Annotated in this window: 22 protein-coding genes; 8 read left to right on the top strand and 14 right to left on the bottom strand. The window is 65.5% G+C overall.

The features are described 5' to 3' along the window. Positions 1 to 23: 23 nt before the first annotated feature. On the bottom strand, positions 24 to 1793 hold the full coding sequence (locus BCCGELA001_RS07425) for an adenylate/guanylate cyclase domain-containing protein (RefSeq protein ID WP_060734957.1): 1770 nt from the start codon (positions 1791 to 1793) through the stop codon (positions 24 to 26). A gap of 288 nt (positions 1794 to 2081) precedes the next feature. On the opposite strand from BCCGELA001_RS07425, the gene BCCGELA001_RS07430 reads away from it, so the two are divergent. After that, positions 2082 to 3650 (top strand): glycosyltransferase family 39 protein, encoded by a 1569-nt coding sequence (locus BCCGELA001_RS07430; RefSeq protein WP_236840885.1) that lies wholly within the window; start codon positions 2082 to 2084, stop codon positions 3648 to 3650. A gap of 123 nt (positions 3651 to 3773) precedes the next feature. On the opposite strand, the gene BCCGELA001_RS07435 is transcribed toward BCCGELA001_RS07430, so the two are convergent. Next, complete coding sequence (locus tag BCCGELA001_RS07435) at positions 3774 to 4802, bottom strand: YcjF family protein (RefSeq protein ID WP_060734959.1); 1029 nt, start codon at positions 4800 to 4802, stop codon at positions 3774 to 3776. After that, positions 4799 to 6268, bottom strand: a complete 1470-nt coding sequence (locus tag BCCGELA001_RS07440; protein ID WP_060734960.1) for a YcjX family protein — start codon at positions 6266 to 6268, stop codon at positions 4799 to 4801. The genes BCCGELA001_RS07435 and BCCGELA001_RS07440 overlap by 4 nt, the downstream gene beginning before the upstream one ends. A 177-nt stretch (positions 6269 to 6445) precedes the next feature. Between BCCGELA001_RS07440 and trhA the strand changes: the two genes are divergently transcribed. Both trhA and BCCGELA001_RS07450 read left to right on the top strand, forming a co-directional pair. Further along, positions 6446 to 7141 carry a PAQR family membrane homeostasis protein TrhA gene (gene trhA / locus BCCGELA001_RS07445; protein ID WP_008563531.1) on the top strand — a complete coding sequence of 232 codons (696 nt, stop codon included), beginning with the start codon at positions 6446 to 6448 and terminating at the stop codon, positions 7139 to 7141. A gap of 36 nt (positions 7142 to 7177) precedes the next feature. Beyond that, the gene (locus tag BCCGELA001_RS07450) at positions 7178 to 7972 is read left to right on the top strand and encodes an SDR family oxidoreductase (RefSeq protein ID WP_008563534.1); all 795 of its coding nucleotides are present in this window, start codon (positions 7178 to 7180) and stop codon (positions 7970 to 7972) included. Between the two features lie 139 nt (positions 7973 to 8111). On the opposite strand, the gene BCCGELA001_RS07455 is transcribed toward BCCGELA001_RS07450, so the two are convergent. Beyond that, on the bottom strand, positions 8112 to 8573 hold the full coding sequence (locus tag BCCGELA001_RS07455; RefSeq protein ID WP_083543500.1) for a MarR family winged helix-turn-helix transcriptional regulator: 462 nt from the start codon (positions 8571 to 8573) through the stop codon (positions 8112 to 8114). Positions 8574 to 8648: 75 nt separating this feature from the next. Here BCCGELA001_RS07455 and BCCGELA001_RS07460 point away from each other — a divergent pair, with 75 nt between their 5' ends. Next, complete coding sequence (locus BCCGELA001_RS07460) at positions 8649 to 9425, top strand: SDR family NAD(P)-dependent oxidoreductase (protein WP_060734961.1); 777 nt, start codon at positions 8649 to 8651, stop codon at positions 9423 to 9425. A 110-nt stretch (positions 9426 to 9535) separates the two neighbouring features. Here the strand turns inward: BCCGELA001_RS07460 and mdlC are convergent, their stop codons facing one another. The 4 genes from mdlC to BCCGELA001_RS07480 all read right to left on the bottom strand — a co-directional run bounded on the left by mdlC (position 9536) and on the right by BCCGELA001_RS07480 (position 14455). After that, positions 9536 to 11158, bottom strand: a complete 1623-nt coding sequence (gene mdlC, locus BCCGELA001_RS07465) for a benzoylformate decarboxylase (RefSeq protein WP_060734962.1) — start codon at positions 11156 to 11158, stop codon at positions 9536 to 9538. 147 nt (positions 11159 to 11305) lie between these two features. Next, positions 11306 to 12157 carry an FAS1-like dehydratase domain-containing protein gene (locus BCCGELA001_RS07470; protein ID WP_008563550.1) on the bottom strand — a complete coding sequence of 284 codons (852 nt, stop codon included), beginning with the start codon at positions 12155 to 12157 and terminating at the stop codon, positions 11306 to 11308. A 14-nt stretch (positions 12158 to 12171) separates the two neighbouring features. After that, the gene (locus tag BCCGELA001_RS07475) at positions 12172 to 13275 is read right to left on the bottom strand and encodes a CaiB/BaiF CoA transferase family protein (protein WP_060734963.1); all 1104 of its coding nucleotides are present in this window, start codon (positions 13273 to 13275) and stop codon (positions 12172 to 12174) included. A 10-nt stretch (positions 13276 to 13285) separates the two neighbouring features. Then, a complete protein-coding gene (locus BCCGELA001_RS07480; protein WP_060734964.1) occupies positions 13286 to 14455 on the bottom strand; it encodes an acyl-CoA dehydrogenase family protein in 1170 nt (389 codons plus the stop codon). A 125-nt stretch (positions 14456 to 14580) separates the two neighbouring features. On the opposite strand from BCCGELA001_RS07480, the gene BCCGELA001_RS07485 reads away from it, so the two are divergent. Further along, positions 14581 to 15501, top strand: coding sequence for a LysR substrate-binding domain-containing protein (locus BCCGELA001_RS07485; RefSeq protein ID WP_008563566.1), 921 nt, complete (start codon positions 14581 to 14583; stop codon positions 15499 to 15501). 259 nt (positions 15502 to 15760) lie between these two features. Here BCCGELA001_RS07485 and BCCGELA001_RS07490 read toward each other — a convergent pair whose 3' ends face one another. Further along, positions 15761 to 17035 carry a cytochrome P450 gene (locus BCCGELA001_RS07490; RefSeq protein ID WP_060734965.1) on the bottom strand — a complete coding sequence of 425 codons (1275 nt, stop codon included), beginning with the start codon at positions 17033 to 17035 and terminating at the stop codon, positions 15761 to 15763. 25 nt (positions 17036 to 17060) lie between these two features. After that, positions 17061 to 18326, bottom strand: a complete 1266-nt coding sequence (locus BCCGELA001_RS07495; protein ID WP_008563577.1) for a cytochrome P450 — start codon at positions 18324 to 18326, stop codon at positions 17061 to 17063. 297 nt (positions 18327 to 18623) lie between these two features. On the opposite strand from BCCGELA001_RS07495, the gene BCCGELA001_RS07500 reads away from it, so the two are divergent. Together BCCGELA001_RS07500 and BCCGELA001_RS07505 are read left to right on the top strand one after the other, a co-directional pair. Beyond that, positions 18624 to 19769, top strand: coding sequence for a YjgN family protein (locus BCCGELA001_RS07500; RefSeq protein ID WP_193409766.1), 1146 nt, complete (start codon positions 18624 to 18626; stop codon positions 19767 to 19769). Between the two features lie 3 nt (positions 19770 to 19772). Next, on the top strand, positions 19773 to 20885 hold the full coding sequence (locus tag BCCGELA001_RS07505; RefSeq protein WP_060734966.1) for a M48 family metallopeptidase: 1113 nt from the start codon (positions 19773 to 19775) through the stop codon (positions 20883 to 20885). A 118-nt stretch (positions 20886 to 21003) separates the two neighbouring features. On the opposite strand, the gene BCCGELA001_RS07510 is transcribed toward BCCGELA001_RS07505, so the two are convergent. The 4 genes from BCCGELA001_RS07510 to BCCGELA001_RS07525 all read right to left on the bottom strand — a co-directional run bounded on the left by BCCGELA001_RS07510 (position 21004) and on the right by BCCGELA001_RS07525 (position 24575). Next, positions 21004 to 21216: a hypothetical protein gene (locus BCCGELA001_RS07510; RefSeq protein ID WP_060737540.1), complete on the bottom strand. Its 213-nt coding sequence runs from the start codon at positions 21214 to 21216 to the stop codon at positions 21004 to 21006. Between the two features lie 63 nt (positions 21217 to 21279). Continuing rightward, entirely contained in the window at positions 21280 to 21909 is a 630-nt protein-coding gene (gene upp / locus BCCGELA001_RS07515) for a uracil phosphoribosyltransferase (RefSeq protein WP_060734967.1), read from the bottom strand. A gap of 164 nt (positions 21910 to 22073) precedes the next feature. Then, positions 22074 to 23312: a URC4/urg3 family protein gene (locus BCCGELA001_RS07520; RefSeq protein ID WP_060734968.1), complete on the bottom strand. Its 1239-nt coding sequence runs from the start codon at positions 23310 to 23312 to the stop codon at positions 22074 to 22076. Between the two features lie 6 nt (positions 23313 to 23318). Next, complete coding sequence (locus BCCGELA001_RS07525) at positions 23319 to 24575, bottom strand: GTP cyclohydrolase II (RefSeq protein ID WP_060734969.1); 1257 nt, start codon at positions 24573 to 24575, stop codon at positions 23319 to 23321. A gap of 266 nt (positions 24576 to 24841) precedes the next feature. Between BCCGELA001_RS07525 and BCCGELA001_RS07530 the strand changes: the two genes are divergently transcribed. Then, positions 24842 to 25969, top strand: a complete 1128-nt coding sequence (locus BCCGELA001_RS07530; RefSeq protein ID WP_060734970.1) for a threonine synthase — start codon at positions 24842 to 24844, stop codon at positions 25967 to 25969. Positions 25970 to 26025 lie beyond the last annotated feature (56 nt).

Genomic DNA, 26025 nt, shown 5'->3' on the forward strand with positions numbered 1-26025 from the left:
CGCTGCGTTGCAGCAGGCCGGTGTTACGCGGTGGTGATTTGGTCCCTTAGATTCGACCTCGTCGCGGGCTCTGCACCACTGCCACTTCGATCGACCAATGCCGCCAGCTCCCTCGCATCCGCCACCGCGCGCACGGCAAGCGGCTCGTCGCGGCCGCGGATCGCGACCTCCTGCTGCGGCAGGGCGTCGTCGGCAAGGCCGGCGCTGCGCCGGACTTCGTCCGAGACGACGGCCTCGCAGGCCAGCGTCTTGGTCATGTCCTGGAGACGGGCGGCGACGTTGACGGCATCGCCGAGCGCGGTGAAGACGACGTGATCGCGATAGCCGATGTCGCCGATGATGACCTCGCCGCCGTGAATGCCGATGCCGAAGCGGATCGGCTGGCGCAGATCGTGGCTCAGGAGCTCGTTGAGCTGGTCGATATGCGTGGCAATGCCGGCGGCCGCCTTCAGCGCCTGCCGGCAGGCGGTTTGCGGATCGGCCGTGAGCCCGAACAGCGCCAGCATGCCGTCGCCGACGAACTGGTTGGGCTGGCCGCCGTTCTCGATCACCGCTTGCGACACCGCGCCGAGGAAGCGGTTGACGATGAAGACGGTGTCGAACGGCAGCCGCTTTTCCGCCAGCTGGGTCGAGCCGCGCATGTCCACGAACAGGCTGACGAGATAACGCTCCTGGCCGATACTGGCCGAGGTCGAGGCTCCGTCCGTCGCATGCGTGTGGGGTGTGAAGAGCTGGAAGAAGGAGAGGTCGGAGGTCGGCCGCAGCTGGCAGGCTAGGCGGATCGACGGATCGGCGGTGCCGACGCGCGTGAGCACGAAGGCCTCGCGCTGCGACGGTGTCGGCAGTACGTCATGATCTCCGATGACGCGGATACGGCAGGTCGAGCAGCGGGCGCGGCCGCCACAGACGCTGGCATGGGGCACGTTGTGGCGCAGGCTTGCTTCCAGCACGGACAGGCCCTTGGGGACCCGCACCGTCTTGCCGTTGCCGTAGGACAGCGCGATCATGCCGCCGCGCCGTTCGCGCCAGGCCCGTACGCCGCGCGCCGCCAGCACCAGGGCGAGCAATCCGAAATAGCCCACGGTGAGACCGCCCGCGACGCGGTCGAGCGTATTGTTTTCTGCGACTGTGCCAACCTGACGGCGGGTGAGGTTTTGCGAACGCCAGTCCCGGTCGTCGCTCTCGATCTCGACGCTGCGGCCGCCCTGATAGATGCCGAGCAGGGACAACGTCGGGATCAGCACGGCGGCCGCGAGCAGATAGGGCGCAGCGCGGGGGAAGAATGGCTTGAGGCGGAGCCAGAAGTAAATCCCGATGCAGCCGTGCACCCAGGCGATGAGAAGCAGGATCGTCATCTGCCACAGCCGGCCCGGCGCCGCGACGAAGAACAGATAGAGCTCCTGCGGATAGAGCTTCTGATGATCGTACAGCGTGTAGCCGAGCCGCACCCCGATCACATGTCCCATGACTAGCGCGGGGATGCTCAGGCCCAGCACTAGCTGGAGCGGTTCGATGGTCCGCCAGCGGAACTGGCGGCGCTGGTACAGCGCGTAGACGCCGAGTCCCAAATGGGTGAGCGCGGCCGTGTAGAAGATGATCGAGACGGGAAGGAACTGCCAAAAGAGTGTGTGGTAATAGACGCCGGCCTCCATGGCCTCGACCGAGATGTTGCCGAGCGCATGATTGAGGAAGTGGCTGACCACGTAGGCAAACAGGATGATTCCGCAGACGAGCCGCACCTGCCGCACGCTGGTGGCACGGACGGCGGACATCTGTATGGGAGCGGTGGCCATGATTCGATTGTATCAGTTCATGAAAGACAACAGCCAGCGTAGCGTTTAATTCCAGATGTGGACAGGTTGTGAGGTCACATGCCTGGGAAGATGCCTCACCCCGTGGTTATTGGTCCCGGGTCGCGCTTCGCTTGCCCAGGACGACACCTGTTGGGGGGACTCCCCACATTGACTCCCCCTCCCAAGTCGGGGAAAAGCGCGGCCGTGACGATCGCTCCCGACATCTCCACGAGGCGAGACGGCGCCGAACGCCGTGTCATCGTTATCGCCTTGCTCGTCATCGCCGCGATGACCGTGCTGCGCATCGTCTATGCCTCCGCGATCGAGCTGCGCACCGACGAGGCCTATTACTGGACCTGGTCGAAGGAAACGGCGCTCAGCTTCCTCGATCATCCGCCGGGCATCGCCTGGCTGATCCGCTTCGGCACTGCGATCTTCGGTGACACTGCGCTCGGCGTCCGCTTCGGCGGCATCGTCGCGATGCTGGTGACGCAGCTTCTGCTCGCGGACATCGTTCGTCGCCTGACGCATGATGCGCGCGCCGTGATGCTTGCGGTGCTGATGCCGGAGGCCGCGCTCTATTACGGCCTGCTGATGGCCAAGGTCGCGCCCGATGTCGCGATGATCCCGTTTGCGGTGGCGATGATGTGGTCGCTGGTGCGGCTGGCGCAGGGCGGCGACGGCCGCTGGTGGCTGGCGGCCGGGCTGTTCGCGGGCCTTTCGATGCTGTCGAAATTCACCGCGATCATGTTCGCGCCAGCGATTGCCGCCTTTCTGCTGGTGCCGGATTGGCGCTGGCGCTGGCTGCGCAGTCCTTACCCCTATCTCGCCGTACTGGTCGCGATCGCGGTGTTCTCGCCGGTACTGATCTGGAACGCGCAGCATGACTGGGCCTCGTTCCGCTTCCAGGGCGTACGCGCCACCGCCAATTACGGCGTCTCGCTGCGCACGATAGGCGACTACATCGGCCTGCAATTCGGCCTGGTCGGCTTCGTCATGCTGCCGGTGGTGTTGACCGGGCTGGTGCTGATGGCGTGGCGCGGCTATCGCACGCGCGAGCCGGTCGCGATCCTGCTCTCGACCGCGGTGCTGGTGCCGTTTCTCTACTTCTTCTTCAAGTCGCTGACGCTCCGTGTCGGCGACACCTGGCCGATGTTCATGTGGCCGGTCGGATTTGCCGCCGCCGCCATCAACCTCGTAGCGATGATGAAGGAGGGATGGCCGGCCCGGATGATCAGATCGTCGCTGTTCTGGGCCAATACGGCGGTGGTCTCGGGCATCGCCTTCGTCGTCATCGTGTTCCTCTATTACGTCGCCGCGCCCTGGAATCTTCTCGGCAAGATCGATCCGATCGGCGCCGAAGCCGGCTACGGGCAGGTCGCCGCGCGTGCGCAGGCCGCGCTCGACGAGACCGGCGCGACCTGGATCGCGACCACGGACTACCGCACCTACGCCATGATGCGCTGGCTGTTCAGGGGGCGGGTGCCGGTGGTCGAGATCAACGAACGCGGCCGCTTCCAGGATTTCCGCGATCCCGGCATGGACAGGATCAGGGGCCGCGCCGGCATCTATGTCGGCCGCGAGCCGGACAACCGTTCGTCGCTGTGGGAGAACATCCCGGCCAAACGCGAGCAGCTCGGCAGAGTCGAACGCAGCTGGCGCGGCCGCGTGATGGACACCTATGTGCTGGAAAAGCTCACCGGCTGGACCCCGGAGCTGTCACCGCCGAAGGATTCGCCGCTGTTTCAGTGGAAGGTGCTGGCGGGGGAATTCGAGAAACGGGAGCGCACAGCCAGCGCGACGCGCTCCTCTTTCCTTCTCCCCTTGTGGGAGAAGGTGGCGCGAAGCGCCGGATGAGGGGTATCGCTCCGCGGACACGACTGCGAGGGCTTACGTGCGGAGAGATACCCCTCACCCGTCTCGCCGCTTTGCGGCGAGCCACCCTCTCCCACAAGGGGAGAGGGTGAGTCGCACGACGAGTTACTCGTCCTCATCCTTCTTCCGCAGCAGATCCGTCGCGAGATCGGCCAGCTTCGGCGGCGGCAGCGCTGCGAATGGCAGCGGCCGCGTGACGTCGATCGCGGCCAGCCCCAGCCGCGCCGTCAACAAGCCGTTGAGCACGCCTTCGCCCAGCCGCTGCGACAGCTTTGCCGCAATGCCATGGCCGAGCATCTGCTGCACCAGGCTGTCGCTCGCGGCCATGCCGCCGGTGATGGCGAGATGGGCGATGACGTGGCGGAGCAGGCGGATCATGCCGAGCGCGCCGGGACGGCCGCCGTAGAGATAGGCGAGTTGCCGGATCAGGCGCAGTGCGGCGACGAAGACAAACAGCACGTCGATCGCCGCGCGCGGGCTTACCGCGGTGACGATCGAGACCTTTTGCGCGGCCGAGGACACCAGCCGCCGCGCCTCGGCGTCCAGCGGCGACATCAACTCGCGCTCGGCGAGCCGGATCATGTCGGCGCCGTCGATGATCTCACCGGCATGGCTCTCCAGCTTGGCGCGGGCGCGGGCGAGCTGGGGGTTTTGATGCGCAATGTCGAGGAGGTCCTGCACGATGATGCGGCTCTCCTTGCGATCATCGCTGGCGAGCACCGCAGCCGCCCGCTGATGCAGCTTCTCGATGGTCGCAAGCCGCGCCAGGCCGAACGCTTCGCGCCCGATCACCACCGCGAGCGCAAGCGCGGTGACGAATGCAAAGGCAAGTCCGACGAAGCCGAGCGTTTCGCTGCGCGCAAACAGATCCTCGATCAGATGGACCACGCCGAGCCCGACCCCGAGCAGCGTCAGCCCGGCAAGACCCGACCAGAACAGCGTGCCCCAGGGAAAGCCGCGCCGCGCCGGACGCGCGGCTTGAACCGGCACCGGCAGCGTGGCCGGATCGGGCTCCGGGGTGATCTGGATGGTGGCGCGGCCGAGCCGGCTGATCTCATCGGCCTCGGTGACGACGACGCCGGGATCGTCGAGCCGGAACGTCGCCGGCCGCCGCTGCTGGGATCGCTCGGTCATGACAGCTTGTCTCCGATCAGGAACTGCAGGGCACGGTCGAGGCGGATGTGTGGTAGCGCCGGCGCTTCGGTGCCCTCGGGCTCAAGCTTCGGCGGCCGGAAGCGCAGGAAGCGGAAGTCGCTGCTCCCGGCGGCCTGCGTCGAGAGCCCGCGGAACGAATCCGTGCCGTTGAACAACGGTTCGGGATCCAGCGGCAGATCGCCCGGAAAGGTCGCGACCTCGGTGTTGCCGTCGAACAATTCGCCGCCGGCGCTCTCGCCCGCGGCCGGTGTTCCCAGGATCGACGGCAGTTTGTCGCGGCCATGCGCCACCTGTGCCTCGCGCGTCGCGCGCACGGCGGCGAGCGCGACGACGTCGATCGCCGCGCCGGTATTTTCCGCACGCGCAACCGCGCGTGTGACGGCACGGCGCAGCACGGCCTCGAGCCGGTCGTGGCTGGAATGATGTAGGTGATCGGCCTTGGTCGCCGCGAACAGGATGCGGTCGATGCGCGGCCGGAACAGGCTTGAGAGCAAGGTACTGCGGCCGATGTTGAAGCAATCGAGAATGCCGGCAAGCGCGGCTTCGAGATCGTGCAGCGCCTCCGGGCCGGAGTTGAATGCGGCGAGCGCGTCGGCCAGCACGATCTGGCGATCGAGGCGCGCGAAATGATCGCGGAAGAACGGCCGCACCACCATGTCCTTGTAGGCCTCAAAGCGGCGCACCATCATCGCCCAGAGCGAGCCGTCCGGCGCTTGCCTGCCCGCGGGCACGTCAAGCGGCGCGAAGGTCAGTGCCGGGGTGTCGGCGAGATTGCCGGGCATCAGGAAGCGGCCGGGCGGCAGCAGGCTCATCGCGAAGCGCTCGTCGCGGCAGGCGCGCAGATAATTGGTGAAGAGCTTTGCGGCCGTCAGCGTTGCCTGCTCGTCCTCGCGTGCCTCGGGCTTGAGTGTCGCCAGATGCGCGTGCCAGTCCGCGGCCAAATGCGCACGCGGTGCTTCGCGTGACAGCGCGAGGCTTTCCGCCGACCATTGCTCGTAGCTCTTCTGGAGCAGCGGCAGGTCCAGCAGCCATTCGCCGGGATAGTCGACGATGTCGAGCGTCAGGGTGCGGTCGGCGCCGTTCGGGCGCTGATAGTCGATGACGAGCCTGAGCTCGCTGATGTCGACGGTCGAGTTCGGCCAGCGCCGCTCCTCGATCAGCGCGCGCAGATGGTTCTCATACGCAAAGCGCGGCACGGCATCGTCGGGCTGTGGCGTCAGATATGCCCGCGCGATCCGGCCCGAGGCATAGGCCTCGAACACCGGAAACCTGCCGCCACGGGTGAGGCCATGGATCAGCGCGGTGATGAACACCGTCTTGCCGGCGCGCGAGAGACCGGTCACCCCGAGCCGCACCGTCGGATTGAAGAAGTGCTCGCCATAGTCGATCAGCGCCCGCGCCGATTGCCGCGCTTCTTCGACCATATCTTGGAAACTGAATGCCATATGAACGTTAACTGATCTCGGGCGGGCGGGATGTGTGACCGTTCACAAAAGTGGCAATTGCGTGAGGAAAATCAAGTTTCATACTTCCACCGCCTTTGTCGGCAAACAGCGGTTTGAACGACGCGCCGGTCCCGAAAGACCCATAGAAAAGGGCATTGCCAAGCTTTGCGGATTGCCATGACCGTCTTCCAGCTGAAACAGTTTGCATCCACCTCCGTCCACGCCGCAGCCGACGTGATCGGCTGGAACTATGATCGTGCCGAGCTGATCGCCGACGGCATCATCCATGGGATCGGCGTGCTCTCCGGCATCATTGCCGCGACCGTGCTGGTGGTGCTGACGGCGATCTATGCCGACGCGACAGACGTCGTCGGCGTCTCGATCTATGTCGCGGGCCTGATCTCGATGCTGGTGCTGTCGGCGACCTATAATCTATGGCCGGTGTCGCCGGCCAAATGGCTGCTGCGGCGGTTCGACCATTCGGCGATCTATCTCCTGATCGCGGCGACCTACACTCCGTTCATCCTAGAGGTGAAGGATAGCGTGTTCGCGCTGATGCTGCTCGCGGGTGTCTGGTGCGTGGCGTTCCTCGGCATCGTGCTGAAGCTGCTCTATCCCGGCCGGTTCGACCGGGTCTCGGTCGGCATCTATCTCGCGATGGGCTGGAGCGGCGTGATGCTCTATGGCCCCGTGGTCAGGGCGTTGCCCGCGCTGGCGCTCGGCTTCATCCTGGCGGGCGGCCTGCTCTACAGCTTCGGCGTGATCTTCCACGCCTGGCGGCGGCTGCGCTTCCAGAATGCGATCTGGCACGGCTTTGTCTTGGCCGGCGCGGCGTGCCATTATACCGCGGTGCTCGACCTCGTGTTGAGCTGAGCACGAACAAAACGCGGTATTCAGAGGAGACGTCGCATGCAGGTGACCGGCAAAGTCGTGGTCGTCACGGGCGGCGCAAACGGCATCGGCAAGGCGCTGTGCGAGGCCTTTCACCACGCGGGCGCAGCCAAGGTCGTCGTCGCGGACATGGATGCCGCCAATGCGCGGGCAGTCGCGGCGATGGTGGACGGCGCCGCCTTCAAATGCGACGTCGCGCAGGAAAAGGACATCGCCCACGTCATCGAGGAGACCGAGCGGCAGTTCGGCCCGATCGCGCTGTTCTGCTCCAACGCCGGCATCGGCAGCGGCTTCGATCCGATGTCGGTCAATGCCGGCGGCGCCTCGGATGAGCCCTGGCAGCGCAGCTGGGCGATCCACGTCATGGCCCACGTCTATGCCGCGCGGCATCTGGTCCCGCGCATGAAGTCGCGCGGTGGCGGCTATTTCCTCAACACCATCTCGGCCGCGGGCCTGTTGTCGCAGGTCGGCAGCCCGGCTTATTCGACGACCAAGCATGCCGCAGTCGGCTTCGCCGAGAATCTCGCGATCTCGCACAAGGCCGATAACATCAAGGTCTCGATCCTCTGCCCGCAGGGCGTCGACACCAACATGCTGCGCTCGATCCCCAAGGGCCCGCAATCCGGCGACGGTGATCTCACGCCCGAGCAGGTCGCGAAAGACGTGCTCGCCGGCCTCGAGCAGGAAACGTTCCTGATCCTGCCGCACCCGCAAGTGCTCGGCTACATGCGCAAGAAGACCGAGAATTACGACCGCTGGATCGGCGGCATGGCCAAGATCCAGGCGAAGATGCGCGAGGAGTTCGGGAAGTAGGGGAGGCTGCTGCCCCAATCAGCGCTGTCATGCCCCGCGAAGGCGGGGCATCCAGTACGCTGCGGCATATCGATTAACCACCGACTTCTCGGAGTACTGGATCGCCCGGTCAAGCCGGGCGATGACACCGAGAATGCGGTCAGGCCGCCGACTCGGACTCGCTTTCCACCCGACTCTGCCTGAGCGCCCGCGCATAGAGCATCATCCCCTCGCGCACCGTGCGCTGCTCGGCCTCCGTCAGCGCCGCCAGCGCGCCGCGCACCTGCTGGCGGCCGAACGCGTGCAGCGCCTCGAGCGTGCGCCGGCCCTTTGCCGTCAATGACAACAGCTTGCTGCGCGCGTCCCTCTCGTCCGGCGTCTCCCGCAGCTCGCCGCAGTGGATCAGCTTGCGCACCAATCGGCTGACGCTGGATTTCTCCAGACGCAGGAAATCACCCAGCTCCGCGGAGGTCATGGGCCCGCGAATGCCGATCTCCAGGATGGTGTGGACCGCCGACGGCGGATAGTCAGAGGCCGCCACTGTCGCATCCATGAAGCCGAGCTCGCGCACCATCAGGCGCGACGCGGCACGAATGTCGTCGATCAGCGCGAGCTCAGCCATCTTGACTCCCGGCATATGGTTGTATCATACAACTATATGCGCGCAACGGCGCGCGCAAGCATTTTGGAGTGAGCCATGAGTGGAGCTTCGCCGGCGGGTCAGCGGATGAGGGGCAAGGTCTGCCTCGTCACGGGCGGCGGCAGCGGCATCGGCCGCGCCACCGCACTGCGGATGGCATCCGAAGGCGCGGAGGCGATTCTCGTCGCGGGTCGCCGCGCGGCCGAGATCGAGGCGACCGCCGCGGGTTGCCGCGACCTCGGCGCGGTCGCGATCGCACTCCAAACCGACATCACGCGCGAGGACGACGTCGCGCGCCTCGTCGGGACGGCCGTCGCGCGTTGCGGCCGGCTCGACGTCGCCTTCAACAATGCCGGCTTCCAGGAGCGCCGCGCTCCGCTGGAGGAGCAGGGCACCGAGATCTATGACAGCGTGTTCGACACCAATGTCCGCGCGCTGTTCCTGTGCCTGCGCCACCAACTGCCGGCCATGCTGGCGCAGGGTCGCGGCAGCATCGTCGTCAACGCCTCCGTCAGCGGCGTGCGCAATCCCAATCCGGGCTTCTCGCTCTATTCGGCCTCGAAGGCCGCCGCGATTTCGCTGACGCGCTCGGCGGCGATGGAGAACGCTCCGCGCGGCATCCGCATCAACGCCATCGCGCCGGGCCGCGTCGTGACAGACATGATGCTGCGTGCCGGCGTCGGCGATGTCACGACGGTGAGTGCCGGCCTGCCGCTGCGGCGGATGGGCAGCCCGGAGGAGGTGGCGGAGGCCGTGGTGTGGCTAGCCTCGGATGCGTCATCGTACGTCGTGGGACACGTGCTGGCGGCGGACGGAGGATTCCTCGCTTCGTAGCTTCGTAGCCCGGATGAGCGAAGCGACATCCGGGACTTCTGTCGTTGCAGCACCCCGGATATCGCTGCGCTCATCCGGGCTACGACAGCGTCGATCGGGCTACGGCAGCGTCAATGCTTCTGCCCGTACAACATCGGCACCGCCGAATCCACGACGACCTCGATGAGACTCGTGCCCGCATACGCCATCCCGCGCTTCAGCGCCTCGCCGAGCTCCGCGGCCTTCGTCACCCGCACCGCATGGCAGCCCATGCCTTCGGCGAGCCGGACGAAATCGATCCCCGGCAGCTCCAGCCCTGGCACGTTCCTCACCTGCATCACCTGGCTGAACGAGCGCATCGCGCCGTAGCCGGAATTGTTAAGGACGACGATGGTGAGCGGCAGCTTGCGCTGCGCGGCGGTCCACAGCGCCTGGATCGAATACATCGCCGAGCCGTCGCCGATCAGGCAGACCGTACGGCTGTTCGGCTTGCCGAGCGCCATGCCGACGGCGGCCGGCAGCGAATAGCCGAGGCCGCCGCTCGCCATCGTATAAAAGCTGTCCTGGCCGCGCATCGGCAGGAATTTCTGCATCGCCGGACGGTGCGAGGGCACTTCCTCGACAAGTGACGCGCCTTCCGGCATCGTCTGCGACAATGAATGCAGCAGGAACTCGACCGGGAGCGGATCGGCCGCTTGCGGCGCCGGCGGTAGCGTGCGGCCCTTCGGTGCCGCGCGCTTGCTCTCCGGCAGCAGGTCGAGCAGCATCGAAAGCGCCGGCTTCATCGTCGTGATGATGCTGGTGCCGACCGGCGTCACCGCCGCCGCATCCGCATCGTCGGTAATCTGGAAGATCGTCGCGCCGCCGTCGAAGATCGCGGCATGGCCCTCGACATGGAAGGTGAACACCGGCGCGCCGATCACCACGACGAGATCGTGCTCGCGCAGTGCATCGGATAGCTGCGCGGGTGATGCGTGCAGGAAGCCCGCGAACTGCGGATGGCGCTCGGGGAACGAGCAGCGCGCCGAGAACGGGCTGACCCAAACGCTGGCCCTCGCTTTCTCGGCGACGCGCACCATCAGCTCCACCGCACCGGCGCGGTCGACAGCGGGACCGACGACCAGGGCAGGGTGCTTCGCGGCGCCGAGCGCAGCGACCAGACTCTTCATCGCGTCAGGCTCGGGGCCGATCTCGCGGCTGACCTTGCGGGCCTCGACCGGTGCGCAGGCATGCGCCCAATCGTCGATCGGGATTGATACGAAAGTTGGCCCGCACGGCGGCTGCATCGCAGTGTAATAGGCGCGCGCGATCGCGGCGGGCACGTCCTCGGGCCGCGCCGGCTCGACGCTGTACTTCACGTAAGGCCGCGGGAATTCAGACGCGCGCTCGGCATAGAGGAACGCCTGCAGCGGCAGGATCGAGCGCGCCTGCTGGCCCGCGGTGATCACGAGCGGCGTCTGGTTTCGATGCGCGGTGTAGATGTTGCCGAGCGCATTGCCGACGCCGGCCGCCGAATGCAGATTGACGAAGCCGGCATTGCGTGTCGCCTGCGCGTAACCGTCGGCCATGCCGACGGCGGAGGCTTCCTGCAGCGCCAGCACGTAGTCGATGTCATCGGGCCAATCCGAGAGGAACGGCAGCTCGGTCGAGCCGGGGTTGCCGAACACCTTGTCGATGCCGAAGGCGCGGAGCAGGTCGAGCGTCGCCTGCTTCACGGTGGCGGATTTGCTGCCGGTCTTGCCGTTCTTGGCCATGGATTCCGTCCCCTGTTGTTTATCGAAGCCAGCAGCCTAGCCTCGTCATTGCGAGGAGCCCTTGCGACGAAGCAATCCAGACTGGTTCCGCGGAGGGATTCTGGATTGCTTCGCTGTGCTCGCAATGACGGAGGATATAGCGGTGGCCTACCACACCGCCGTGCCCTTCATCGTCGGCTGCCCTTCCGCGTTCGCGGTCCACAGCTCCATGCCCGCCTCGGTCTCGTTGGCGTTGACCGAAAACTCCGTACCCTCGAACAGCGGCTGCAGCCCGCGATAGCTGAACTTCTTCGGGGCCTTGCCGCCACGCAGCTTCGCCGCCAGCTCGATGATCAGCGCCGCCTGCAACGGTCCGTGGAAGATCAGGCCGGGATAACCCTCGACCTTGGTGACGTAGTCACGATCGTAATGGATGCGGTGGCCGTTGAAGGTGAGCGCGGAATATCGGAACAGCAGCACGGGATCGGAGACATGGGTCTCGCGGTGCTGCGCCTTCGGCGGCGGGGGTGGGGGCTTGCCGCCAGCGGGTGCGCTGCTGGTCATCTCGCGATAGACGATGTCCTGCCGTTCGCGGATGGCCGTGCCCCGCGGCGAGGAGATGCTGTGCTCGACCGAGACGAAGCAGAGCGTGCCGGTCGAGCCTGATTTGACCTGCACGTCGGCGATGCGCGAGGTCCGCGTCGATTCATCGCCGACACAAAGCGGCTGCAGGAATTCGATCTCGCCGCCGGCCCACATCCGGCGCGGCAGCGGCACCGGCGGCAGGAAGCCGCCGCGGGTCGGATGACCGTCGGGCCCGAGCATCGACATCGGAAACACCGGCTGCGCCAGGCACCAGTGCACGGTAAACGGTGCGGCATCGCCTTTCCTGGGCTCGCCGACCTCCTGGAACAGCGTCGCGCGCAGGCCCTTGACGAGCTGTGCGGTGACGATATCGGTGGCCTCCGTGCTGCGGCCGATCCATTGCCTGAGATGATCGATGTCGAGCTTCTCGGTCATGACGCCTCGCTCTGTTACTTCTTCGATTGTGGATTTTCGCCGATCGCTGGTACCGGGCCGTAGGAGCGGGTCTCGCCGACGATGATCGGCGCCGGCGCGGGATAGCTGACGCGGCCGTTCGGCGTGTCGACCTCGATGCGGCGCAGATGCGGGTGGCCCGTGAGGTCGGCCATGGTGTTGACCTCGGCGAAGGCGATGTCGGCCTCCGACAGGCGCTTCAAGAGCTCGTCTCGGGTCATCTTGCCGAAGATGTCTGCAACGGTCGTGTCGGTGAAGTCGCGGTTGCGCACGCGCTCGACCATGTTGGCGACGCGGGGGTCGGCCGGCAGATCCGGCTGATCGAGCACCTTGGCGCACAGCGTCTTCCACTCGCGCTCGCTCTGGATCGAGATCAGGATGTCCTTGCCATCCTTGGAGGTGAATACGCCATAGGGAGCGATCGAGGGATGGCGCAGGCCCATGCGCTTGGGCGGATTGCCGGCTTCCGAATTCAGCAGCGGCACGGTGCACCAGTCCGCCATCACATCGAACATGGAGATGCGGATGTCGGCGCCCTTGCCCGTGCGCCCGCGCGCGATCAGCGCCTCCAGAATTGCCGCATGCGCGGTCGCGCCGGTCGCGACGTCCACGATCGACATGCCGACGCGCGAGGCGCCGTCGGGATTGCCGGTGATCGAGGCAAGCCCGCTTTCCGCCTGGATCAAGAGATCATAGGCCTTGCGATGCGCGTAAGGGCCCTCATCGCCATAGCCGGTGATGGTGCACGAGATCAGCTTCGGATAGTCCTTCAAAAGCCGCTCGCGCGAGAAGCCGAGCTTGTCCATCGAGCCCGGCTTGAGGTTCTGGATCAGCACGTCGGCGCTCGCGATCAGCTTCTCCAGTTCCGCGCAGCCTTCTTTCGTCGCGAGGTCGACCACGGCCGATCGCTTGCCGCGGTTGAGCCAGACGAAATAGCTGCTCTGGCCCTTGGCCGCGGCGTCATAGCCGCGGGCGAAATCGCCTTCGGGGCGTTCGATCTTGATTACCTCCGCGCCGGCATCCGCCAGGCGCGAGGAGCAGAACGGCGCCGCCACCGCCTGCTCGACCGCAATCACCCTGATCCCTTCCAATGCTCCCATGATCGCTGCCTCAGTACGAGCGGGGCATGCCGAGCACGTGCTCGGCGACGAAGGAGAGCACGAGGTTGGTCGAGATCGGCGCCACCTGATAGAGCCGCGTCTCGCGGAATTTGCGCTCGACGTCGTACTCCTCGGCAAAGCCAAAGCCGCCATGGGTTTGGATGCAGGCATTGGCCGCTTCCCAGGACGCATCTGCCGCCAGCATCTTGGCCATGTTGGCCTCGGCGCCGCAGTCGAGCCCGGCTTCGTATTTGCGGGTGGCTTCCTTCACCATCAATTCGGCCGCGCGCATCGAAGCGTAGGCCTTGGCGATCGGGAACTGAATGCCCTGGTTCTGGCCGATCGGCCGGCCGAACACGCTGCGCTCCTTCGCGTAGTTCGTCGCCTTGGCGATGAACCATTTGGCGTCGCCGACGCATTCGGCCGCGATCAGGATACGCTCGGCATTCATGCCGGACAGGATGTAGCGAAAGCCCTTGCCTTCCTCGCCGATCAGATTTTCCGCCGGCACCTTCATGTCGGTGAAGAACACTTCCGTCGTGGCGTGGTTCATCATCGTGCGGATCGGACGGATCTCGAGGCCATTGTTCTTGGCCTCGCGCATGTCCACGATGAACACCGACAGGCCATCGGTGCGCTTCTTCACCTGGTCCTTCGGCGTGGTGCGCGCCAGCAGCACCATCAGGTCGGAATGCTCGGCGCGGCTGGTCCAGATCTTCTGGCCGTTGACGATGTAGCCGTCATTGCCGTCCTTGCGTGCGAAGGTTTTCAGCGAGGAGGTGTCGGTGCCGCTGGTCGGCTCGGTGACGCCGAACGCCTGAAGACGCAATTCGCCACTGGCGATCTTCGGCAAATATTTCGCCTTCTGCTCGTCGTTGCCGTGCCGCAGCACGGTGCCCATCGTGTACATCTGGGCATGGCAGCCGCCGCCGTTGCAGCCGGCGCGCTGGATCTCTTCGAGGATCGCCGCGGCCGCCGAAAGCTTCAGGCCTGCCCCGCCATATTCCTCGGGGATCAGCACCGAGAGATAGCCGGCCTGCGTCAACGCATCGACGAAGGCCTTGGGGTAGGCCATTTCGCGATCGAGCTTGCGCCAATACTCGCCGGGAAACTGCGCACAGAGTTTTGCGACGGCTTCGCGGATGTCGGCGTAATCTTCGGTGTGGTGGTCTTGACTCATGGCGTTTCCAATCGATGGCGGCAGTTAAGATAACGCCGGCCCATCCTCTGGCGTTGTGAAAACATCGCCAGCCCCCTATGCTCATTTGCTATAGCGTATGGAGTAGCCTTCCAGGATTGGCAAGCATGGATTTCCGGCAGCTCAGGACCTTCAGTTGCGTGGCGGAGCTCGGCAGCCTCTCCAAGGCCTCCGACACACTGCGCGTCGCGCAGCCGGCGCTCTCCCGGCAGATCAAGCTTCTGGAACACGAGCTGCGCACGGAGCTGTTCACCCGCAACGGCCGCGGCATGGTGCTGACCGAGGCCGGCCGCCTGCTGCTGGCGCGCACCTCCGGCATCGTGCGGCAGATCGACCAGATTCGCGATGACATCCAATCGACCAAGGGCCCGCCGTCGGGCCAAGTCGTGCTTGGCCTGGTTCCAACCGTGAGCTGCGTGCTGTCGGCGCGCTTTGCGCGGCGCAGCGTCGAAAAGTTTCCCGGCATCTCGCTGCGCATCGTCGAGAGCTACAGCGGCCATCTGGTCGAATGGCTGCATCGCGGCGAGATGGACCTCGCCATCCTCTACGGCCGCTCCGCCGATCTGCATCTCAACGTCGAGAGCCTCGGCCGCGACAACATCGTCGCGGTCGGCCCGCGCGGCTGCGGCCTCGCACGCAAGAAGAGCGTCGATATCGGCTGGCTGTTGCGGCAACGCCTGGTGTTGCCCAGTCATTCCCACGGCCTCCGCGCCCTGATCGAGCACGCCGCCGCCCAGCGCAAGATCAAGCTCGACGTCCAGCTCGAGGCGGATTCCTTTCGCGTGCTGACCAGCCTCGTCGAGGAGGGCCTCGGCTTCGCGCTTTTGCCGCCTTCGTCGGTCCACGCCGAGGTCGCGGACGGACGGCTGGAAACCGCTGTCGTCTCGAAACCGATGACGCGCGAGCTCATCTTTGCTTCTCCGATCGACCGTCCGGCCTCGACGGCCTCGCTCGCCATCACCGCGCTGCTGCGCGAGGAGGTCGCCGCCTGCCGCAAGGAAGGGGTGTGGGACATCAAATTGAGTTAGATGCGCTGGTGTCGTAGAACAGTCGCGCGTCATCTTGCCTTCGCATCTGGCGCGAGCTGTCATGCCGGAATTTTATAGCTGGGTGTCGCGTTCGCCGAGCGTAGGGGCGGTGCACTGGTCGCTCCATCCTCGGTGTCATTGCCCGCGAAGGCGGGCAATCCAGTATTCCAGAGTCGGTGCGGCTAGAACCAAGAAGCTGCGGCGTACTGGATGCCCCGCTTTCGCGGGGCATGACAGCAGAGGTTGGGGTACAGCGGGCCTACCCCGGAATCCGCACCGGCAGCGTTTCGTATCCCTTGATGAAGCTCGAATAGATCCGCTTCGGCTCGCCGACCACCTCGATGCGGCCGAAGCGCTTCAGCATCTCCTCCCAGACGATCTTCAGCTGCAGCTCGGCGAGGCGCATGCCGACGCAGCGGTGGATGCCGAAACCGAAGGAGAGATGGGTGCGCGGCCGCGGGCGGTCGATGATGAAGTCGTTCGGCTTGTCGAACATCTCCTCGTCGCGGTTGCCCGAAACGTACCACATCACGACGCGGTCGCCCTTGCGGATCGACTTGCCGCCGATCTCGGTATCCTGGAGCGCGGTGCGCCGCATATGCGCCAGCGGCGTCTGCCAGCGGATCACCTCCGGCACCATGGAATCGATCAGCTCCGGATTGGCGCGCAGCTTGTCGTACTGCTCCGGGTTCTCGTTCAGCGCCAGCACCGAGCCGGTCATGGTGTTGCGCGTGGTGTCGTTGCCCCCGACGATGAGCAGGATGATGTTGCCCATGAGGTTGTCGGGGTCCATGTGGCGGGTGGCGTCGTTGTGCGCCATCAGCGACAAGAGATCGTTGCGCGGCGCGGAGTTGACCCGCTCGTTCCACAGCTTGGACATGTAGGCATAGCACTCGTCCATCTCGCGGCGGCGCTCTTCGGCGGAGGCGACGATGCCGCTCTTGGGCAGCGCGGTCGAAACGTCGGACCAGCGCGTCAGCTTGCGCCGCTCCTCCCAGGGGAAATCGAACAGCGTCGCCAGCATCTGCGTCGTCAGTTCGATTGAGACGCGCTCGACGAAATTGAAGGTCTCGTTGCGCGGCAGATTGTCGAGCACCGTCTGCGAGCGTTGCCGGATCAGCTTGGCCAGCTCGTCGAGATGCTGAGGGGTGAACATCGGCGACACCGTCTTGCGCTGCGCCGAATGGCGGGGCTGGTCCATCGCGATGAAGCTCGGATAGTCGTAGCCGGGCGGCACGTCGCGGATCGAGATGCCGCCGAGCGTCGAGTCCGAGGAGAAGATGCCGTGATTGGTGTCGACATGCATGATGTCGTTGTATTTCACCACCGACCAATAGGGCTCGATCGGCGCGTTGGTGCAATAATGCACCGGCTCTTCCTTGCGCAGCCGCTCGAACCAGGGCCACAGCGTGTCGTCCTGAAACAGCCGGGGCGCGCCGGGGTGGAATTGCGACAGCGGCGTCGCATAGGCCTCCTCGCGGGCCCTGCGCATGCGTTCGGCCCTGTCTACTTTGACCGGCGCTTGGATGTTCATGATCGTGGCTCCAGTTGCGTTCTAATCACGCCGCAATCTTCACCGGCAGCGTCTCGATACCCTTCACGAAACTCGAATAGACCCGCTTGGGTTCGCCGACCACATCAATATGGTCGAAACGCCTAAGGATTTCTTCCCAGATAATCTTGAGCTGGAGTTCAGCGAGCCGCAGGCCGACGCAGCGGTGGATGCCGAAACCGAACGAGAGGTGCGTGCGTGGGCGGGCGCGGTCGATGATGAACTCGTAGGGTCTTTCGATCACGTCCTCGTCGCGGTTGCCGGAGACGTACCACATCACGACCTTGTCACCCTTCTTGATGTGCTTGCCGCGGAACTCGAAATCGGAGAGCGCGGTGCGGCGCATATGCGCCAGCGGCGTCTGCCAGCGGATCACCTCGGGTACGAAGCTGTCGAGCAGATCGGGGTTCTCGCGCAGCTTGCGGTATTGATCCGGATGCTGGCTCAGCGCCAGAAGTGAACCCGACATGGTGTTGCGGGTGGTGTCGTTGCCGCCCACGATCAAAAGGATGAGATTACCGAGAAAGTTCTTGGCATCCATGTCGCGCGTCGCGGCGCCATGCGCCATCATCGACAACAGGTCGCTCTTCGGCGGCTGCTCGCTGCGCTCCTTCCAGAGGCGGGAGAAGTAGGCCGCGCATTCCGTCAGCTCGGCCATCCGCTCCTCCTCGGTCGCGACGAGACCGTCGGGACCGGGAATGGTGGTGGCGACGTCGGACCAGCGCGTCAGCTTGCGGCGGTCTTCCCAGGGAAAGTCGAACAGCACCGCCAGCATCTGCGTCGTCAGCTCGATCGAGACCTGGTCGACCCAGTCGAACACCTCGCCGCGCGGTAGGTTGTCCAGGCACTCGGCCGAGCGCTTGCGGATGTTGATCGCGAGATTGTCCAGATGCGTCGGCGTGAACATCGGCGCCACGGTCTTGCGCTGGGCCGCATGCCGCGGCGGGTCCATCGAGATGAAGCTCTCGCGGCGCAGGTCCGGATCGATGTCGCGGATGGTGATGCCGCCGAGCGCGGAAGCCGAGGAGAACACCGAATGGTTGGTCTCGATCTCCATAATGTCGTTGTAGCGCGTCACCGACCAATACGGCCCGAACATCGAGTCCTTGCAATAGTGCACGGGATCTTCCCGGCGCAGCCGGTCGAAATAGGGCCAGAACGTATCGGTCCTGAACAATTCCGGATCGCCCGGATCGAATTGCTCCAGCGGCAGCGACGTGGCGCGCGCGCGCAGGGCGTCGAGCTTGGACGCGCTCTCGATGGTCCCATGCATGACCGCTCTCCCTGATAATGAACCGCGCGTCGTTGAATTCTGCGCTGCAGTATTCGATGTGCAATTACAGCCGGTTGTCTGCGTCGGGGCAAGGGCGAGTTTTGCCACATCCAACCTTCACGAGAACGTCGGACGGTCGTCACGCCGCCACGCGAACGTGACCTCGCGCACGCCACGGAGCGGAGAACCGACTGGAATCGAGCTAAATCGAACCCGCCTATCTTGGGGATCGACTAACCTCTGATCTATAGTTTGACCGGAACTGATCCGCATCTCGAGGTTGCCGCCGTGAATAACATGCAATGGGCCCCCATCGGCTCCGAGCCCTTACCCCCGCCGCTGCCGCCCACGCGGGTCGATTTCACCGGCAATCGCACCGAGTTCCGTACATTGGTCACCAAGGGTGCCATGCTGGAGCTCGTCACTTTCGGCTTCTACCGGTTCTGGCTGGTCACCGACATTCGTCGTCATCTGTGGACGCATACCGCGGTTGACGGCGATGCCGCCGAATACACCGGCCGGGCCAAGGAGCTCCTGATCGGCTTCCTGGTCGCGCTGGCGATCCTGGTGCCGATCTATCTTGCCTATTTCCTTGTTGGCATCGAGTTCGAGCGCTGGCAGGCCTTCGCCTCGGTGCCGTTGTTCCTCGCCTTCTACGCCTTCGGCCAGTTCGCGATCTTTCGCGCGCGGCGCTATCGCCTGACGCGGACGGTCTGGCGCGGCGTGCGCTTCTGGATGGACGGCTCGGGCTGGGCCTATTCGCTCCGCGCCATGCTGTGGGGCCTGCTCGTGTTCCTCACGCTAGGCCTGGCGCTGCCCTGGCGCGAGGCTGCGCTCGAACGCTACAAGATGCAGCACACCCATTACGGCGATCTCACCGGCGATTTCGAAGGCGACGGCTGGACCTTCTTCAAGCGCGGCTGGTGGCTGTGGCTGCTCAGCCCGATCGCGTTCGTCGTTTTCCCGATCGCGCCGTTCCTCTACGCCGAGTTCAAGGCGCGCGAATGGCGCTGGTGGCTCGACGGCATCCGCATCGGCGGCGTCAGCCTGTCCTCGCAATTGCCGCACGACGCTTTCTACGGCCTGTACTGGAAGGTGATCGGCTGGTGGACGCTGCTCTCGGCCGCTTTCGGCGTCTATATGGTCGGCGGTATATTCCTCGTGGTCACGCTGAGCGGCGTTTCAGCCGAGGAGGCGTTCGCCGGCGACAATGCCACCAAGAGCATCCCGATGGTGGTGATGATGGTGATCGGCTATTTCGCGGTCGCTCTTGCCATCAACATCGTCATGCGCGTCTATCTTCAGCGCGATCTCTGGGCCAAGGTGCTGGAGACCGTCGAGGTGCACAACATCGCAGCCGCGGCGGATGTGCGTGGCAGCGGTCAGCTCGCCAACGCGCTCGGCGAAGGTTTTGCCGACGGCCTGGATGTTGCGGGATTTTGAACCGTGAGTGAGTTGTCGACAGAGGCCCCGGCGCAGTCCGTCAAGCCGACGATCTTCTTCGACGGCGTCTCGAGCCGCAAGCGTCAGGTGACGCTGACGCTCGGCGATGCCCTCGAGATCGTCGAGGAGGGGGCTACGCCCATTCGCTGGGCCTATGCCGATATCCGCCGTGCCGACGGCCCACCAGGGATTTTGCGCCTGGCCTCGACATCCGCGCCGCCCTTGGCGCGGCTCGAGATTCGCGATGCCGAGGTCGCGGCAGATGTGGTCGTCCGTTGCACGCGCCTCGACGAGCACCAGACCACGCGTGGCGGTGTCGCCAGGATCGTGGGCTGGTCGGTGGCCGCCGCCGTCTCCATCGTCTGCGTCGTCCTGTTCGGTGTGCCGCTCGCCGCCGACCGTCTCGCGCCGCTGGTGCCGAAGCCCGTCGAGCGCCGCATCGGCGATGCCGCCGAGGTCCAGATGAAGACCATCTTCGGCCGCAGCGTGTGCGAGGACCCCGCGGGCAAGGCCGCGTTCACCAAGCTCGTCAATCGCCTGCGCGACGCCGCCGGCCTCGACGGCGATTCCATGACGGCGGGCGTGATGTCGACGCCCGTGCCGAACGCATTTGCGCTACCCGGCGGCAAGGTCTTCGTGCTCAAGGGCCTGCTCGACAAGGCCGAAACTCCGGACGAGCTCGCCGGCATCCTCGCGCACGAGCTCGGCCACCTCAAGCATCACGACAACATGCGCGGCCTGATCTACAACGGCGGCACCTCATTCCTGATCGGCCTGTTGTTTGGCGACGTCACCGGCTCCTCGGCCGTGATCTTCGCCTCGCGCAGCCTGGTCGAAGCGTCCTATTCGCGCGAGGCCGAGACCGCCGCGGATACGTTTGCGATCGAGACCATGCACGCGCTCGGCCGCTCGCCGAAGCCCGCGGCCGAGCTGATGTTCCGCATCACCGGCAAGGAGGGCGGCTCCGGCCTGACCAATATCCTCGCCAGCCATCCGCTGACCGAGGACCGTCTCGCCCGCATGACCAAGGAAGATCGTCCCGTCAGCGGCCCGCCGCTATTGACCGACAAGGAGTGGCAGGCGCTGAAGGGCATTTGCGGCAGCGGCAAGGTGTGACGGCCTGCCTTTAGAGCGTTTTTGAGCGAAGTGGACACCGGTTCGCGTGAAGAAAACGCGTCAATACAAGAATCTAGAGCTTCGGTTCTGATTCAATCAGAACCGAAGCTCTAGCGCATCACTTCGCCGGCGTAGCAGGCGGATTCGATCCCGTCGTGACGTTGGGCGCCGTGTTCGGGTTCGAGGTCGTGGTCTGCGGACCGACCTCCCGCCCATTGTAGAACAAGACGGCGGCGACCACAGCAATCACGAACATCGCGCCGACCGCCCAGCCCACCGGGCTGTTGCGGCGGGCTCGGTCGGCCCTGCGGTCGTCATTCTGATAGGTCATCGTGCTCTCCATCGCAAAGCAGGAGAACCTCGCGCGATGCAAGCTGTTCCTAAATGCTTGGACTTATCGCGTCCCGTAGGCGCGGTCGCCGGCGTCACCGAGCCCCGGGAGAATGAAGCCGTTCTCGTCGAGGCCTTCGTCCACCGCCGCCGTCCAGATCGGAACGTCCGGATGCAGGCCGCGCAACCGCTCCAGCCCTTCCGGCGCGGCGATGAGGCAGGCGAGGCGGATGTCCCTGGCGCCGCGCTCCTTCAACCGGTCGATCGCGGCGACCGCCGTGTTGGCGGTCGCGACCACCGGCGTCACCACGACGGCGAGGCGCTCGCCGAGATCGGACGGCGATTTGAAGAAATACTCGACCGCGGCAAAGCTGAGCGGCTCGCGGTAAAGCCCGATATGCGCCACGCGCGCCGTCGGCACCAGGTCCATCATGCCGTCGACGAAAGTGGTGCCGGCGCGCAGCATCGGCACGAACACCAGCTTCTTGCCGGCGATCTTGGCCGAATGCATCGTCGCCAGCGGCGTCTCGATGACGGTGTCAGTCAGCGGCAGATCGCGCGTCACCTCGTAGCATAAGAGCATGCCGATCTCCTTGATCAGCTCGCGAAAGGATTTTGTCGAGATGGACTTTTCCCGCACCAGCGTCAGCTTGTGCTGCACGAGGGGATGATCGACGATCGTGACGCCTTCCATGATCGGATGCTCTTCTTCTTCCCTTCTCCCCTTGTGGGAGAAGGTGGCGCGAAGCGCCGGATGAGGGGTCTCTCCGCGAACTCCACTGAGAGATGGGTCCGCGGAGAGACCCCTCACCCGGCTTCTCTGTCGCGAAGCCACCCTCTCCCACAAGGGGAGAGGTCTTAGAAAACCGTGCCGTCGCTGATCACCTTGAGCGGCGGAGAACCATCAGGACGGCGCGCAAAGGCAACGGCGCGGCCGGCGGCCCAGGTGCCGCCTTCGAGAATGCTGGCGAGCGGTAATGTCTCGGGCGTGCGGCCGAGCTTGGCGCGGATGCGCTCGGCCAGCCGGTCGAGCAGCGCCACGGTGAGCGCACGCCATTCCACGACGAGCAGCGAATCCACCGCATGCGCGCGCTCGGCATCGGCAGGATCGCGCAGGCGCAGCACCTCGTGATCGACGAACAAGCCGCCATTGCGATACTCGGCAAGCCCGGTCAGGCCGTCGATATCGGTGACGACAAAGCCCGCGCGTTGCAGCGGCTCGATCAGCGAATAGCTCAGCCATTGCGACAGCTTGTGCAGTGGCACGAGACCCTCCGTTGCGTCGTTCGCCTTGATCGCCGGATGGCGCCAGCAATCGCCGAGCGGAACGCCTGCGAGCTCCAGTCGCGAGGGCCAGATTGGCCCGAGCTGGTTCAGCACCGCCGACAGGATCACGGGGGCGGCAATGGCGCCGCCATTTGCCTGCGCTGCGATGTGATCGAACAGCCCACCCGGCCGCGGCGTGTCGTGCATGCCGAAGACATCGGCATGCTCTGCCATCAGCTTCCCCAACCGGCGCAGCAGATCGGCGCGTCCCTCGAGCCCGAGCAGCGGATTGTCGTCGCTCGCTTGAAAGGCGGATTTGAGAGCAGCGAGCGGCAGCTTCGCGAGCACGTCCGCGTCCGCCCTGAACGGCGAGCCTGCGTCGTGCGAGAAGAGCCCGCTCGCGAACATGTCGAGGCTTGCGATCGCAAGCCCCTCGGAGCGGCCGATGGCTTGTCCCGTTTCCATGTCACGGTAGCGCCACGCCGCGCCGGCGCCGGCGTCGAGCAGCACGCTGACGATGGCGAGGTCGAACTCCGCGCGCGCCCGCGCCGCGCGATCCCACCACGACGCTGCGTCGGCCAGTTGCGCCCAGCGGTCGATGCCGCCCAGCACAAAGTGCCGCCAACGCGCATGGAAGGGGATGTCCAGCGTCGGGTAGGCTTTGCGCGTCACCGCGAGCACGGCTTCAGCAACGCCGTCCATGCGGTCGAGATCAACAGTAAAATGGCGCAAGCCATCGGCAAGGCCGATGTCGAGCATCTGGCGAGCGCGCGCGCGAACCGCATTTGCGGTGAGCAGCGAGCGCGCTTGCAATTCCAAAGCTTCCGCCATGCGCGATCAGTATTTTTCCAGCGAACGCCCGACCACGCCATCCACGTCCTTTTCCGGCGCGATGTCGGTCGAGTAATAGCCGGCCGCCTTCTTTGCGGCGATCTCGACATAGGCATCGGCCGGGATCAGCTCCGGCGGGATCGGCACCCGCTCGACGATATCGATGCCTTGCGAGGTCAGCGCGTCGTATTTCATGTCGCTCATCGACAGGAAGCGGTCGATGCGCTTCAGGCCGAGCCAGTGGATCGTATCAGGCATCAATTGCTGGAAGCGCGCGTCCTGGACGCCGGCGACGCATTCGGTGCGCTCGAAATAGGCGGCGGCGGCATCGCCGTCCTCCTGGCGCTTGCGCGCGTTGTAGACCAGGAATTTGGTGACCTCGCCGAGCGCGCGGCCTTCCTTGCGATTATAGACGACGAGCCCAAGCCCGCCCTCCTGCGCGCCGCGCGCGGATTCCTCGATGCCGTGAATCAGGTAGGGCCGGCAGGTGCAGATGTCGGAGCCGAACACGTCGGAGCCGTTGCACTCGTCATGCACGCGGCAGGTGATCCTGGTGCGATGGTCCGGCAGTTTCGTCACGTCGCCGAACATATAGACCGTGGTGCCGCCGATCGGCGGCAAAAACACCTTCATGTCCGGCCGCGTCACCAACTCCGGGAACATGCCGGCGGTCTGCTCGAACAGCGTCCGCCGCAGCTCGGTCTCGCCGGTGCCGAAGCGCGTCGCGAGGCCGGGCAGGTACCAGACCGGATCGATCGCGATCTTCACCACCGACACGCTGCCATTGGCGTGCACGACCTCGCCGTCGGCGCGTAAGCGTTTTGCGGCGAGCGCCTCGCGAATCTCCGGCAGGTCGAGCCGGGCCCGCGTCACCGCAATGCTCGGGCGGATATCGACGCCTTCGGCGATCTCCTGGCGGAAGTTTTCGGCGACGAGATGACCCCATGGATCAAGCGCAACGATCTTTGCCGGATCCTGCCACTGCTCGAACGGCCCGATGGTCGCGGCCGGGAACGTGTTGGTGAGATCAGGGCGGCGGATCGGATCGAGCGCGCCGGCGGAGACTGCGAGCGCCCGGTACATCGCATAGGAGCCGCCATGGCTGCCGATCACGTTGCGATCGCCCGTGCGCGACACCGTGCCGATGATCGGCCCGCGGGCGCGCGCATCAGTGGCGCCCCAATGGATCGGGAAGGCGGCCTTCCGGCCCGGCTCCGGATGGGAGGTCAGGCGGATGTGGTCGGTACGGTTCGCGCGGCTCATGTCCAGGCTCCCAAAAAGCCAACGGCCCGCCGCTCGGACGGGCCTGGCTCGGTCGCGTTGCCAGTCGAGGACCCCGGCGACGCGAGCTCAATCCAACATATTGTAGCGGCAAGCCGCGACAGACAAGTTAATCGTGCCGAGCGGGGAGGGCCCGTTGGGGGCTAGCTCCCTGAGGCCTGCCGATCTCACGGCAGCCAGTTTAAGAGATTGAAATATTGTCAGTTTTCGTGTTTTCAAGGGTGGATTCCCATGCCTTGGAGACTGCCATGCCCGCCGCCAGCTATGTCGATCCCCGCAACGGACGGCTCTATCCGCTCGACCAGCCGCGCTGGTGTTCGGATGAGCGCACGCCGTTGCTGGTGACGCCGGGCACCGGCATCTCGCGCGAGGACATCGACGGCCGCACGCGCTCGCTCTGGCGCTACCGGGCGGCGCTGCCGGTCGACATCAAGAATCCGATCACGCTCGGCGAAGGCTGCACGCCGCTGGTGCAGCAGGGTTGGGGCGAGCTGCGCCCGTTCTTCAAGCTCGAATGGTTCAACCCGACCGGCAGCTTCAAGGACCGCGGCTCGGCGGTGATGCTGTCCTTCCTGCGCCAGATCGGCATCTCAGCCATTCTGGAGGACTCGTCCGGCAATGGCGGCTCGTCAATGGCGGGGCTGGGTGCCGCCGGCGGCATGCGCGTGAAGATCCTGGCGCCGGCTTCGACCTCGCCGGCGAAGATCGCGCAGGTGAGCGCTTACGGCGCGACGGTGCAACTCGTCGAGGGACCGCGCGAGGAGTCGGAAGCGGAGGCGATCCGCCAGTCCAGTGAGACCTTTTACGCCAGCCACAATTGGCAGCCGTTCTTCCTCGAAGGCACCAAGTCGCTCGCTTACGAGATCTGGGAAGACCTCGGCTTCCGTGCGCCCGACAACGTCATCGTTCCGGTCGGTGCCGGCAGCAGCCTGCTCGGCTGCGCCTTCGGTTTCCGCGAGCTGCTCAAGGCCGGCCAGATCGCGAAGCTGCCGCGCCTGTTCGCGGCGCAGCCGCAAAACTGCTCGCCGATCGATGCGAGCTTCAAGGCCGGCTTCGACACGCCCGTCGCGCGCGAGGTGCACAAGACCATCGCCGAAGGCACCGCCATCAAGAACCCGCTGCGGCTGCGCGAGATCATCGCAGCTCTGCGCGACAGCGGCGGCGGCACCGTCGCGCACACCGAAGACGAGATCGTCGCCGCTCTGCGGCGTCTGGCGCGGCAAGGCCTTTTCGCCGAGCCGACTAGCGCGAGCGCGGCCGCCGCGCTGGACAAACTTTCCGCCGCCGGCGCCATCAAGGCGAACGAGACCACGGTCGTGGTCCTCACCGGCACGGGTCTCAAGGCCGCAACCACCGTCGCCGATCTCGTGCAGTAGGGCGTTCGAAAGAGACTCTTCTTCCCTTCTCCCCTTGTGGGAGAAGGTGGCGCGAA

Source organism: Bradyrhizobium sp. CCGE-LA001, assembly GCF_000296215.2.
Classification (GTDB): Bacteria; Pseudomonadota; Alphaproteobacteria; order Rhizobiales; family Xanthobacteraceae; genus Bradyrhizobium.